This window comes from Maricaulis maris (genome assembly GCF_003634045.1).
Classification (GTDB): Bacteria; Pseudomonadota; Alphaproteobacteria; order Caulobacterales; family Maricaulaceae; genus Maricaulis; species Maricaulis maris.
This window is the reverse complement of the sequence record NZ_RBIM01000004.1, coordinates 12,596-25,296: the sequence shown is the minus strand read 5'-3', so window position 1 is coordinate 25,296 and position 12,701 is coordinate 12,596. Positions and strand designations below refer to the sequence as shown.

14 protein-coding genes are annotated in these 12,701 nt (G+C 63.1%); 6 read left to right on the top strand and 8 right to left on the bottom strand.

Annotated features, from left to right (window positions below; all coding sequences use genetic code 11):
* Positions 1-55 precede the first annotated feature (55 nt).
* The 3 genes from C7435_RS08770 (at position 56) to C7435_RS08760 (ending at position 4,338) form a co-directional block, all read left to right on the top strand.
* Positions 56-967, top strand: a complete 912-nt coding sequence (locus tag C7435_RS08770) for an alpha/beta fold hydrolase (RefSeq protein ID WP_170150411.1) — start codon at positions 56-58, stop codon at positions 965-967.
* A complete protein-coding gene (locus C7435_RS08765; RefSeq protein ID WP_121210959.1) occupies positions 964-3,261 on the top strand; it encodes a TonB-dependent receptor in 2,298 nt (765 codons plus the stop codon). Before C7435_RS08770 ends, C7435_RS08765 begins: the two co-directional genes overlap by 4 nt.
* Before the next feature lie 111 nt (positions 3,262-3,372).
* A complete protein-coding gene (locus tag C7435_RS08760) occupies positions 3,373-4,338 on the top strand; it encodes an alpha/beta fold hydrolase (protein WP_121210957.1) in 966 nt (321 codons plus the stop codon).
* Positions 4,339-4,357: 19 nt separating this feature from the next.
* On the opposite strand, the gene C7435_RS08755 is transcribed toward C7435_RS08760, so the two are convergent.
* Entirely contained in the window at positions 4,358-4,726 is a 369-nt protein-coding gene (locus C7435_RS08755; protein ID WP_158025517.1) for a BlaI/MecI/CopY family transcriptional regulator, read from the bottom strand.
* 125 nt (positions 4,727-4,851) lie between these two features.
* Here C7435_RS08755 and C7435_RS08750 point away from each other — a divergent pair, with 125 nt between their 5' ends.
* The 3 genes from C7435_RS08750 to C7435_RS08740 are packed head-to-tail and all read left to right on the top strand — an operon-like array spanning position 4,852 to position 7,643.
* On the top strand, positions 4,852-5,166 hold the full coding sequence (locus C7435_RS08750; protein ID WP_121210955.1) for a DUF4212 domain-containing protein: 315 nt from the start codon (positions 4,852-4,854) through the stop codon (positions 5,164-5,166).
* Complete coding sequence (locus C7435_RS08745; protein WP_121210954.1) at positions 5,163-6,863, top strand: sodium:solute symporter family protein; 1,701 nt, start codon at positions 5,163-5,165, stop codon at positions 6,861-6,863. Before C7435_RS08750 ends, C7435_RS08745 begins: the two co-directional genes overlap by 4 nt.
* Positions 6,864-6,872: 9 nt before the next feature.
* The gene (locus tag C7435_RS08740; RefSeq protein ID WP_121210952.1) at positions 6,873-7,643 is read left to right on the top strand and encodes a DUF1295 domain-containing protein; all 771 of its coding nucleotides are present in this window, start codon (positions 6,873-6,875) and stop codon (positions 7,641-7,643) included.
* A gap of 213 nt (positions 7,644-7,856) precedes the next feature.
* On the opposite strand, the gene C7435_RS08735 is transcribed toward C7435_RS08740, so the two are convergent.
* The 7 genes from C7435_RS08735 to C7435_RS08705 all read right to left on the bottom strand — a co-directional run bounded on the left by C7435_RS08735 (position 7,857) and on the right by C7435_RS08705 (position 12,634).
* Positions 7,857-8,321, bottom strand: coding sequence for a GFA family protein (locus C7435_RS08735; RefSeq protein ID WP_121211398.1), 465 nt, complete (start codon positions 8,319-8,321; stop codon positions 7,857-7,859).
* Between the two features lie 65 nt (positions 8,322-8,386).
* Entirely contained in the window at positions 8,387-9,139 is a 753-nt protein-coding gene (locus tag C7435_RS08730) for a hypothetical protein (RefSeq protein ID WP_121210950.1), read from the bottom strand.
* Positions 9,140-9,230: 91 nt separating this feature from the next.
* Positions 9,231-9,983, bottom strand: coding sequence for a hypothetical protein (locus tag C7435_RS08725; RefSeq protein WP_121210948.1), 753 nt, complete (start codon positions 9,981-9,983; stop codon positions 9,231-9,233).
* The gene (locus C7435_RS08720; RefSeq protein WP_121210946.1) at positions 9,980-10,705 is read right to left on the bottom strand and encodes a hypothetical protein; all 726 of its coding nucleotides are present in this window, start codon (positions 10,703-10,705) and stop codon (positions 9,980-9,982) included. The genes C7435_RS08725 and C7435_RS08720 overlap by 4 nt, the downstream gene beginning before the upstream one ends.
* Positions 10,702-11,472, bottom strand: coding sequence for a hypothetical protein (locus tag C7435_RS08715; protein ID WP_121210944.1), 771 nt, complete (start codon positions 11,470-11,472; stop codon positions 10,702-10,704). Before C7435_RS08715 ends, C7435_RS08720 begins: the two co-directional genes overlap by 4 nt.
* The gene (locus tag C7435_RS08710; protein WP_121210942.1) at positions 11,469-12,206 is read right to left on the bottom strand and encodes a hypothetical protein; all 738 of its coding nucleotides are present in this window, start codon (positions 12,204-12,206) and stop codon (positions 11,469-11,471) included. Before C7435_RS08710 ends, C7435_RS08715 begins: the two co-directional genes overlap by 4 nt.
* Positions 12,203-12,634, bottom strand: coding sequence for a hypothetical protein (locus tag C7435_RS08705; RefSeq protein WP_147422665.1), 432 nt, complete (start codon positions 12,632-12,634; stop codon positions 12,203-12,205). The genes C7435_RS08710 and C7435_RS08705 overlap by 4 nt, the downstream gene beginning before the upstream one ends.
* Positions 12,635-12,701 lie beyond the last annotated feature (67 nt).

Genomic DNA, 12,701 nt, shown 5'->3' with positions numbered 1-12,701 from the left:
CTAAATCAATATGACACGATCCAGCGAAAATTGGACGGTCGAGGGGAGATGCAACGTGGCCGAAGCGCAGCCGCACAGATCAGACGAGGGTGGGCGCCGCGCGCAGCACCTGACGCTGCGTGACGGCACCGTGATGGCCTATCGCGATCTCGGTCAGGGTCCGGCGCTGGTTCTGGTCCATGGCTGGGCCGCCTCAAGCGAATTTTTCGATACGATTGCGGATCGGCTGGCCGACGAGCACCGGGTTCTGGTGCCGGACCTGCGCGGCCATGGCGAGACGCCGGCAGGCGCAGGCGCGGCTTCGATTGCCGATCTTGCCGATGACATGAATGAGTTTCTCACCGCGCTCGGTCTCGACCGGGTCGTGATGCTGGGCTGGTCGATGGGGGCCACCGTCCTGTGGTCGATGATCGAACGCCACGGGTCCGACCGGCTGGCCGGCATGGTGATCGAGGATATGAGTCCGCGCATTCTCAATGATGAGAGTTGGGCGCTGGGCATGTCGAGCGGCATGGATGTGGAAGCCTCCGTCCGCGCCACCGCCGCCATGCGCGCCGACTGGCCGGCCTACGCCGCCGCCTTTGCGCCGCGCATGTTCGCCCGGGATCGCGCCGCCCGCGAGCCGCAGATCGTGGCCGATGCCCTGACTTTACTGACAGCCCGCAACGCCGATGCCATGGCGGATTTGTGGGCGTCGATGGCGCAGCAGGATCTGCGCGCAAGCCTTCCGGGAATGGCCATCCCGGCGCTGATCGCCTTTGGCGAACGCAGCGATGCCTATGGCCCGGAGACGAGCCGCTATCTCGTCGAAACCCTGCCCGCCGCCACGGCGCACGGGTTCGCCCACTCCGGGCATGCACCGCACCTCGAGCAACCGGAAGAATTTGTCGACGCGGTCAAATCCTTCGCCCGCCAGGCCCTGGCGCAGGCGACATCAAAACAGACCATCGAGGGGAGTATCTCATGAAACACTTCAAGACCCTGACGGGCACCGCGCTTCTGTTGAGCACGGTTGCCGCATCAGCCCTGGTTGCGGCACCCGCCGTCGCCCAGGACAATGGCGCGTCGGAAAGCCGTGACGTCATCACCGTCACCGCCCGCCGCCGCGAAGAAACACTGCAGGACGTGCCGCTGTCCGTGTCCGCCATGTCCGGCGAGGACCTGGAGCGCATGGGGGCACTCGACATTGTCGCGATTGCCGACACCACGCCGAATATCACGCTGGAAGTGTCGCGCGGTACCAATTCGACGCTGTCCGCCTTCATCCGCGGTGTCGGCCAACAGGACCCGGTTGCCGGTTTCGAAGCCGGTGTCGGTATCTATGTCGACGACGTCTACCTGAACCGTCCGCAAGGCGCCGTGCTCGACATTTATGATGTTGATCGGATCGAAGTGCTGCGCGGTCCGCAAGGCACGCTCTACGGTCGCAACACGATCGGTGGCGCTGTCAAATACGTCACTCGCCGTATCGATGCCGACGAGCCGACCATGACGGCCCGCCTCGGCATTGGCAGCTATGGCCAGCTCGACACCGTGCTGTCCGGCAGCGCGCCCTTGACCGACACTTTCCGCGTCGGCGGCTCGATGGGCCGTTTCACCCGTGACGGTTTCGGCGACAACCTGACCACCGGCGAAGACAATTACGACAAGAATGTCTTCGGCTATCGCGTTTCGGCCGAGTGGGAACCGACGGATAATTTCTTTGTCCGTCTGGCTTATGACAATGTCTCCGACACGTCGAATGCCCGTGGCGGTCACCGCCTGACGGCCGGTGCCCTGTCCGGCGCGCCGGTTCTGTCGGATGTGCATGATACCCGCGCCGGCCTGAATGTGGTCGACCAGGAAGTTGAAGGCGACGGTCTTGCCCTGACGGCCGAATGGCAGATCAACGACAACTGGACCGTCCGCAATATCCTTGCTGATCGTTCCGACACCTCGGTCACGCCGATCGATTTCGACAATCTGGCCTCGGGCGATCTCGATGTTCCGGCGATCTACGACAACGAGCAGTTCTCCGAGGAGTTCCAGCTGCTCTATTCCGGCGAGCGCCTGAACGGCCTGGTTGGCTATTACTATCTCGATGCCAGTGCGATGACGGTGTTTGACGTGCTGCTGGACAATGTCCTGGCCGGTCTCAACGCCCAGACCTTCGGCGAAGTGGACACCAAGACCTGGTCGGTGTTTGCCAACTTCACCTATGATCTGACCGACGAATTCTCGCTGACCCTCGGCGGTCGCTATACCGAGGACGAGCGCACCTCGCGCGTCCTGCGCCGCACCTATCTGGGTGGATTCTCGGAATTCTTCGGTGGTAGCGGGTTCTCGATTGCAACGACGTCGGACTTCCAGGGCACGAATTCCTGGGATGATTTCTCCCCGACGGCATCGCTCGCTTGGCAGCCCAATGACGCGAATAATTTCTACCTGACCTATTCGCAGGGCTTCAAGGGCGGTGGTTTCGACCCGCGCGCCCAGACGACCGGCGCCCCGGACTTCGACCAGAATGGCACGGTCGAGGCGGACGAAATCTATGAGTTCATGAGCTTTGATCCGGAAACGGTCGACAGCATCGAGATCGGCTGGAAATACCAGGGCAATGGCTATCGCCACAGCCTGGCCGTTTTCAACATGGACTATACCGACATCCAGGTCCCGGGTTCGGTCGGCATTGATACCGACAATGACGGAGTCAATGACAGCTTCACCGGCGTGACCACCAATGCCGGTGCCGCGACCATTCGCGGTATCGAGTATGAAGGCTCACTCGATCTCGGCACTGACGTGTTCAGCGCTGGCGACATCATGACGCTGGGCTGGGCCGTTGGCCTGCTGGACGGTGAATATGACCAGTTCATCAACGCCTTCGGTGTCGATGTTTCCGATGACGTCGTAATCCAGAACACGCCGGACACGACGGCGTCGGCGACATTGACCTACATCACGCCGATGCGTGGCGGTGACCTGTCGGTGATCAACACGATCAGTCATCGCGGGGCGTCCAGCCAGTTCGAATTCCCCTTCCCGCTGCTTGACCAGGGTTCCTACACGCTGTGGAACGCCTCGGCTGTCTGGGAAGGTGATGATGGTCACTGGCAGTTCGGCCTGCATGGTCGCAACCTGACCGACGAAGAATACAAGGTCTCCGGCTATGACTTCGTCAACAACACGACCCTGGCTCCGGAACTCGGCGCCGAGGGCACGCTGGTTGCCTATTACGGTCCGCCGCGGACCTTCACGGCGACCCTGACCTGGCGCTACTGATCCGGCTTGTCCGGCGGACGGGAACCTCCCCCGTTCGCCGGAACCGGGCTATCCTGCGGCGGCGCCCCTCCGGGTGCCGCCGTTCATTTTGTTTTTGCGATGAGGTTTGCCATGCGTCTGGTCATCGGTCTTTTGCTCGGTCTGGCTTTGCTGGCCGGTCTCGTTGTTTTCTGGTTGCAGCGGGAAAATGCGGACGCGCCCGACCCGGTCGGCGATGACATCGGCGTCGCGGCAATCCCGGTCATGATCGACTCGCCCTGGTGGGGTGAAAGCGACCGTCTGGTCGATGTTGACGGGGTCATGACGCGGGTCCGCATTGACGGGCCGGACGATGCCCCGGTCCTGGTCATGGTGCACGGTTTCTCGCACTCGCTGGAGAGCTGGGATGCCTGGGCGGCCGACTTGTCGGCCGATTATCGCGTGGTCCGCATGGACTTGCCGGGGCACGGTCTGACCGGACCGGATCCGCAATCCCGTTATTCCGTGCCGCAAACGGTCGAGTTCCTCGATCAGCTGATGGCAGAACTCGATATTCCCGAGGCCACGCTGGTCGGCAATTCCCTGGGCGGGCTGGCGAGCTGGCGGCTGGCGGTGGCGCATCCGGACCGGGTCAACCGGCTCGTCCTGCTGGCGCCCGGTGGTTATTCGATCAATGGCGTGACGGAGGAACCGGTGGCGGTGCCAATGCCGGTGCGCTTTTATCTGACCCAGGCGCCGCAACCGGTGATCCATGCTGCGACACAAGCCCTGTTCGGCGATGCCGCGCGCATGCCGGAGGGCATGTCAGACCGCGTCTATGCGTTGATGCAGGGCGACGGCGTCGGCGAGGCGATGATTGAGCGGCTGGAAGTTTTCACCCTGCCGGAACCGTCCGCCGACCTGGCCCGGATCGATGTGCCTACCCTGATCCTGTGGGGCGAGGCCGACCGTGTCGTGCCACCGTCGCACGGCCCCCTGATGGCAGCCACGATCCCGCAGGCACAGCTGATCACCTATCCCGGTCTGGGGCATGTGGTGCATGAGGAAGCGCCGGACCAGACAGTCGCCGACATGCGGGCCTTTCTGGCGGCACAATAGTCCGGTCGGCGTTTCGGCGTCAGGCCTTGCGGCGCTGGGCGATCTCGGCTTGCAGGTCGGCCCAGTCCTTCGGGTCGACATCGCTTTCGCGCAGTACGACGACGCCCAGCCCGTTATCGGCGGCAGTGCTGTCGCCGCACAACAGGCGACCAAGTGCATGGGTGCGGGCGGTCTCGCGATTGAGGCGTGGTCGGTAGACGGTATCGCGGCCGGCCTGCTGGCGCTCGACGGCGCCCTTGCGGCGCAGCCCGTGCAGCAGGTTGAGCGTGGTCGCGGCCGGCTGACGTGTGGCGATGGCGAGTTCGCTGACCGAGGCGCCGCCGCGGTCCCACAGGATGCGCATGGTGGCATTCTCGTCGTCGGTGAGGCGTTGTTGGCTCTGGCTCATCATCGTCATCCTTCCACAAGTCGGTCCTGACCTGAATTGCAACAGGTCTGGTGTGTTAAGGATTTGTTTGCAAAGCTCGCGCCGAAGATCGCCATCAAAGTCATGCGATCAGTCTGGGGGAGTACATGGCGCAAGACAAGTCATCCGCGCGCAAGGCCTATTGGCGCGCCAATCTTGGCCTCATGGGGATATTGCTGGCGATCTGGTTTGCCGTATCCTTCGGTTTCGGCATCCTTTTACGTCCCTGGCTGGACCAGGTCTCGCTTGGCGGCGCGCCGCTGGGCTTCTGGTTCGCGCAGCAAGGCTCGATCTTCACCTTCATTGTGCTGATCTTCTACTACGCCTGGGCGATGAACCGGCTCGAAGCGCGCTTTGCCGACCGGCTCGGCAGCGATGACATGCCGCCCCCCGTCCCGCCGGGACAGGAGGACGCATCATGACCCCGACCCTGTTCTGGACCGGTTTCTTCGTCATCACATCCTTCGCGCTCTATATCGGCATCGCGATCGCCTCGCGGGTCGGCTCGACGGACGAATTCTACGTCGCCGGGCACCACGTCCCGCCGGTCTTCAACGGCATGGCCACCGCCGCCGACTGGATGAGCGCCGCCTCCTTCCTGTCGATGGCCGGGCTGATTGCCTTTTCCGGCTATGATGGCTCGGTCTTCCTGATGGGCTGGACCGGCGGATACGTCTTGCTGGCCTTGCTGCTGGCGCCCTATCTGCGGCGCTTCGGCAAGTTCACCGTGCCGGACTTCATCGGCGACCGCTATTATTCCGATACCGCCCGCGTGGTTGCGGTGATCTGTGCGATCTTCGTCTCCTTTACCTATATCGCCGGCCAGATGCAGGGCGTCGGCATTGCCTTCTCGCGCTTTCTGGAAATCCCCATCGAGGCCGGTGTGGTGATCGGGGGACTGGTCGTGCTCATGTACGCCACGCTCGGCGGCATGAAGGGCATCACCTACACCCAGGTCGCCCAGTATTGCGTGATGATTTTTGCCTTCATGACGCCGGCCATTTTCATCTCGCTGCAGCTGACCGGATCGCCCGTCCCGCAGCTCGGTTTCATCGGCAATGTGGCCGACGGGACGCCTTTGCTGGTCAAGCTGGACGGCATGCTCACCGAGCTTGGCTTCGCCCCCTATACGGACGGCTCGAAATCGACCTTCGACGTGTTCGCCATCACTCTGGCCCTGATGGCGGGAACGGCCGGCCTGCCGCATGTCATCGTGCGCTTCTTCACCGTGCCCAAGGCGGCGGATGCCCGCAAATCGGCCGGCTGGGCGCTGCTCTTCATCGGCATCCTCTATGTCACCGCCCCGGCGGTCGCGGTCTTTGCCCGCACCAATTTTATCGAGACGGTGAATGAGAGTGTCTATGACGCCGAGACCACCACCCTGGTCGAGGGCGAGCGCGAAACGCCGGACTGGTTCCACCGTTGGGAAAACACTGGGCTTCTGGCTTTCGAGGACCTCAATGGCGATGGCCGCATCCAGTATCGTGCCGATCCGGCGACCAATGAGGTGACCACGCTCAATCGCGACATTTTCGTGCTCGCCAATCCGGAGATTGCCAACCTGCCCGGCTGGGTGATCGGTCTCGTCGTGTCCGGCGGCATCGCGGCCGCCCTGTCCACCGCGGCCGGCCTGTTGCTGGTGATCTCGTCTTCGATCTCGCACGATCTGTGTCGCAAGGTGTTGTTCAAATCGATGACCGACAGGCAGGAACTCCTGATCGCCCGACTATCGGCGACGGGGGCGGTGCTGATCGCCATCCTCGCCGGCATCTATCCACCGGGCTTTGTCGCCTCGGTCGTGGCGCTGGCCTTCGGGCTCGCTGCCGCCAGCTTCTTCCCGGCCATCCTGCTCGGCATTTTCTGGCAGCGCATGAGCAAGGAAGGGGCGATCGCCGGCATGGTGACGGGGCTCGGCGTGACCGGCGCCTATATCCTGACCTACAAGATCTTCGGCTGGATCCCGAATGATGCCGAACACTGGATCCTCGGCGTCTCGCCGGAAGGTTTCGGCACGATCGGCATGGTCATCAGCTTTATCGTCTCAGTCACCGTCTCGCTGCTGACATCCGCTCCGCCGGCCGAGGTCAGGGAGCTGGTCGAACGCATCCGCGCGCCCTAGATCCCAGCCATGATTCCCTATCTTCTCAATCTCGCCCTGATCCTTGCCGTGATGGTGCTGGCCTGGCCGTTCAGCGTGCCGCGCAAGGACCCGTCCTATATCGACGCGATCTGGCCCATCGGCTTTCTGGTGCTGGCGCTGTCCTCGCTGCTGTTCGCCGGGGCAGATGGCGCGACCTGGTATGTCGGCCTGGTCGCGATCTGGGCCGTGCGCCTGGGGCATCACCTCTTCACGCGCTGGCAGCATGAGGGGGCGGACAAGCGCTATCAGAAACTCCTGCAGCGTTCGCCGCCGGGCAAGGAAGCGATCTTCATGCTGGTCACCGTCTTCCTCCTGCAGGGTGTCCTGCTGTGGGTGACCGCCCTGCCGATCCAGCATGCGGTGATGGAGGGGGGCCGCTTTGCCACGCCTGCTGCGATCGCGGGGGTCATCCTCTTCGCCATCGGTCTTGCCTTCGAAGTGATCGGCGACCGCCAGCTCGCCGCCTTCAAGGCCGATCCGGCCAATAAGGGCCAGGTCATGGATGCAGGCCTCTGGCGCTATACCCGCCATCCCAACTATTTCGGCAATGCCGTCCTGTTCTGGGGCCTGTGGCTGATCGCCGTCGCCGATGGCGATGGCTGGTGGACCGTTATCGGCCCGCTTTTCCTCACCTTCACCCTGACCCGCTGGACCGGCGCCAAAATTCTGGAAGACGGCCTGCATGAGAGTCGCCCCGGCTATGCGGATTATGTCGCCCGGACGCCGGGCTTTGTGCCCTGGTGGCCGAAGCGGGGGTGAGGGGGTGCGTTGTTATGGAAGCTCGGCGCCTTGCGCAGAGCGGTCCATACATCACTTGTCAGCCAGCGGGCCGTATCCGGTTCTCGAGGTCAAGGGCGCCGCAGGCGCCGCTTCGCGGGCGAGACCCTTGAGCTCGAGAACCGGATACGGCTTTCTCTCGGCAAGTGATTTATGGCCGGGTGTGCGCCGGCGCTCCCTCCCGACAACGGCCTTCTAGTCAGCTTTTCCGGGGCCGGCGGTGTAGGCGGCCAGCAGGTCACCGAATTCCTCCATTGTCGGGAAAGCCTCATAGCTGTGCGGGGCCGTTATCGTGACGCCTTCGAGCCGGTCTTTGGTGCAGGTTTCCAGGAAGGGCGTGAAGCCGGACGGGTCGTCCAGCATGGGGGTTCGGACATTCACGAAATCCATGCCGGTGGGGCGGGTGAAAACCCAGCTCAGGCAGTGCGGGCAGTGGAAATGCCGGATGTCGTCACCGTGCAGGCCGCCAATGACGGGTTCGCCTTGGGTTACTGCAAACTGGGCGTCGGGCACAGCAACCGTGAGCGAATAGGCGCCGCCGCTCATGCGCTGGCAGCCCCGGCAATGGCAGGCGGCCGTGAACAGGGCCGGTTCGGTCAGGCGAAATCGCAGCTCGCCGCAGCGACAGCCGCCGTTTCGGGTTTTCTGTGCTTGCGTCATGTCTGATGGCTCCCGCTTGGTCATGCGTCTGGTTGTCGCTCGCGCCGCCCGAGAAATCCATCGGTTCAACGATCCGCCTCATCCGGTTCCGGTTCGAGGGGCATGTCCCAGACCGACCCTGTGGGCGCCTCGACCGGTTGTTCCTCACGCCAGCGCTTGAAATAGACAGTGAAGGCCCGCTCCCAGGCCTTGTCGATGCGGGCCGTCGCCTCGCATTCCAGCTCGCCACGATACATGCCCATTCGGCGGGGGATCATGTTGGCCCGGAAGGTCCGTTCATACTCGGCCTGGAGGGCCTCCGCCTCGTCGAACAACGGGTCTTCGTAGTCAATTTCCACGCCGTTGAATGTGTCGTATATTTCTACGAAGGGCATGCTCTGCCCCCTGAAAAACCAGTTTATCACCGGCCAGCCCGCGACCTCATCCTGGAACCAGGCGTAGATGCGCGCCTCGTCTGATTGCGGCCGGACCATCCCCCACTGGAAAACGCTGATCAACACTATCCAGAAGATCATCTTGCCCTGGAAAAAACGGATCCAGACCGGGATGCGTTCGCGTTTGGGGCGGACGATGAGGACGCAGAACCACAGCGCCAGTGTGACCGCATAAAGACTGGTCCATTGCAGTGTCGCCATGCCGAACATCTCGCGGTCGAACCACCAGTCATAGAACTCGCGGCAGTTGTAGGAGACGGTCGAAAACAGATGGATCAGATACCAGAAAAAGGCCGCCAGCATGATGACCCAGGTCGTCATCCAGGCATGGCGCACGGGAAGGGGCGCGGACCGTTCAACCTTGCGGCGGACGCGTCGCCTCATCCGGCACCACCGGGCAGCGCCCGAGCGACCAACGAATGTCCAACGGCCAGCCAGTTCTGATCTTTCAGGGCGCGGGCGATACGGGCCAGGATCATTCGCCCAGCTCCGCATTGATAAGGGCAAGCAGGGCGCGGGCCTCGTCCTCCCGGGCCAGAATGCTGGCGGTCTGGAACTGCCCGGTTTCCCGACTGGTTCGCAGATAGGCGAGGATGGCGGGATCGTTGCGGGCGGCGTCGAGCACGGCGTCGACGTCATGGTCGGAGAATAACGAAAACCCGTGCTCGAACAGTACTGGCAGGGCCGCGCTGCGAATGTCCCGGAAGGTGTTCAGATTTCTCTGGAAATCGTCATAACCGGCATAATAGCGCTGGATGGAAGAGCGCAGCTCGCCGGCCTCGATCAGGCGCAGGCTGCCGCCATTGACCAGGCTTTGATATCCCGTACGTCGCCCGGTGACGCCGCGGATCAGATTGACCCGCGCCAGAAGCATCGGCAGGTCGGCCTCGGTCACGGTGGGCAGGAGGGTCGCGTCAACCGTGCCTCCGGGCGCCGTCGACATCGATCGCAACCCGGCCCCGTCATTGGCCTCGGTCAGCAGGTGCTCCGCCGCGGCGAGACGCCAGAGGCTGGCATCGCGGGTCAGCTCAATGGCCGTGATGTCGGCCCGGATATCATCGCGAACTTCGTGCAATTGCCGCGTGATCACGTCCTGTTCGGCGCGGTCGGCATTCCAGGCCGTGACCTGAAAGCCGATCACCACACCCAGGATCACGATCACGAATTCGATGCCGACGGCGAGCCAGTTCTGGTCTTTCAGGGCGCGGGCAATGCGGGAAAGGATCATGGTGCGTTTGCCTCCGGGGCGTCGTCGGGCATCGCCGCGAGCACGTCACGGGCCCGTTCCAGCGTGCCCTGATGCCAGACACGATTGACGAAATTCGCGCGGGTGGTGAGGCGGGCGGCGGTATAGACTTCGGCCGACTGGCGGATCTCCGCGAGCGCCGCATAGAGGTGCGGCGGCAAGCTGTCGGGGTCATCGGAGGCGTAGGTCTGCACGTTCAGCAGGATGCCGGCATTATCGGTGATCAGCCGCGCCAGCGAGGCATAGGCGAGCTCCTGGCGACGCACCTGCTCGTCAAATTCGACCAGGGTTTCACGCAGGGCTTCGGACCGGATCAGCCGCATCTCGCCGGAGGCGACCAGTTCGGCATAGGTCGCCGAGCGTCCATTGGGGACCGGCGTGCCGATGGCGTTTTGCAGGCTGGCGAAGAATTCAAGATCGCTGACCTCGCTCTGGTTTCGGCGCAGTAAGGCCTCGAAGGCATGGCCGGCCTCGATACGGGCTTCCAGTTGTTCGATGACGGTTGCGGTGCGCGTTTCGATCTCGGTGAAGTCGGTGTGCAGGCGTTCCAGGATCAGGGCTTCGCGTTGATGCTCGATCCGGGTCTCATTCCAGGCAGAGATCTGGAAACCGATCACCACGCCGGCCAGAACGATGATGAATTCGACGATGACGGCGAACCAGTTCTGGGTCCGCAGGGCCTGGGTGATGGACGTGAGGATCAAGCGCGCTCTCCCAAGGTGGCGAGTCGCTCGCGCAGGGCTGTTTCCAGTCCGGCATAGTGATCGATCACCCGTTCGATCTGGCCGCGATACCCGGTGATGATAAAGCCTCGGTAGAGCAGGATGTTCTGGAATTCGCGCTGCCGCGCGACGGCCCTGAGATCCCGCAGGTTTTCGTCGGGCGAGAGCCACTCCAGACCCGGATTTCCACTGTGCGCACTTGGCAAAAACGTCGTCTGGCGCAGGTCAAAATGCTCGATCAGATAGGGGTCGCTGAATTCATAATACACGGAGACGATGTCGGCCCGGGTCTCCGCGATCCCCGCATGGATAGCGTCGATTTCCTGTAGTCGCCGGCGAATATCACGGCTTCGGATCAGGGCGAGCCGGCCGGACTGACGCAGATCGTCAAAGGTCAGCATCTGAGGATTGTAGAGGCTGAACACGAAGACGCCCGTGTGAAGGTCAATTTGAAAACCGTCGGGCAGGTCCTGCTCGGGCGGCTGGTCGCTGACGAGAGTCAGCCGCTCCAGGGCGGCAAGCTGGTCGCCAATCAGCACGGCCACACTCGCCGCGACCTCGATGGAGTGGCTGGTATCCTCCAGCATTGCAGACAGGACCGCTGCTTCCTCGCGCCGGTCCTGCCGGCCCGTATTCCATTCGGTGACCTGGAAACCGAACACCACGCCGGCAATGACGATGACGAATTCGAGTCCGACGGCGAACCAGTTCTGCTCGCGGATGGCCCGGGTGATACGGGAGAGGATCATGGCGAGGTCTCCGGGGCGGGCACGGGCGAGGGCTGGCCCAATTCTTCCGCCAGTGAGGCGCGAAGCTGGTCGACCTCGTTTTTCAGCACGCGCAGGAAAAGGGCGGCCGAGCGATTGAGATAGATCGCAAAGGCCAGGTTGTTGGCCAGCTCGATATCGTCCGGGGTGAAACTGTCAGCCAGGATGACCGAGTCCACGCCCAGACCGTCCATCGTGACGCGAAGATGGGGACGCAGGGTGGCGACGATATCGACTTGCTGGGCCTTGATCTGGTCGATGACCCCGTGGGCATCGGCCTCGACCAGCGGCAGATTGGCCAGTTCCGCGCGCAGCGCCTCATTGCGGATGAGGCCGAGCCGGCCGCTGGAAATCAGCTCGTGCAGCGCCGCCGACTGGATCTGGACTTCCGAAACGCGGGTGATGGCCAGAAGCGCGAACGTATCGCGCGCCATCGTCTCGCGGTCGCCGGCGTCAAAGGCGGCCAGAAAGCCTTCCGCCTGATCGCGCGCATCATCAAGATCGCCGCTGGCATCGTCCAGCTCGTCGCTGACAACCTCGAACTCACTGAAGAGCCGTTCCAGATAAGCCTGCTCCAGCCCCCGTTCCTGACGCGCCTCATTCCAGGCCGAGACCTGGAAACCGACCACCACACCGGCGATGACGATGATGAATTCAAGGCTGACGGCGAGCCAGTTCTGGTCGCGAACAGCCTTGGAGATCCGGGCGAGGATCATGTGTCGGCCTCACCGTCCGGCTCCGGCCGGTCAATGCGCCTGGCGCGGACCACGAGGAAGAAGCCGAGCGAGCCGATATAGGTGACGGCCAGCAGGACGGAGATCATGACCGGCATATTCCCCATGCCCGCACCACCCGGCCCGGCCGGGCCGAGCCAGGCGAGGTCTGCGGACTGGCCGGCAGTTTCGTGGATATGCACGCCCAGGGCGGCAAAGTCGGAAAAGGCGAAGAGGACGCCCGACCCGGTCATCACCGCTCCGATCGAGTAGAGCAGGAGAAAGAGCGCCGCGACCCAGCGCTCCATGCGGTGGGCGAGGAAAAAGGACGCCGTCAGCATCGCAAAAACCAGCGCCATGAAATTGGAAAAGATGAAATTGGCGGTGTTGAGATATTCCGAGAATAGCAGCGCCAGTTCGAAATCGGACATTGTCACCGCCTCCCCAGCCGGTTGAGCGCCAGTTTTCAACAAAACCGCAAGGTGTGAAAGGGGGATG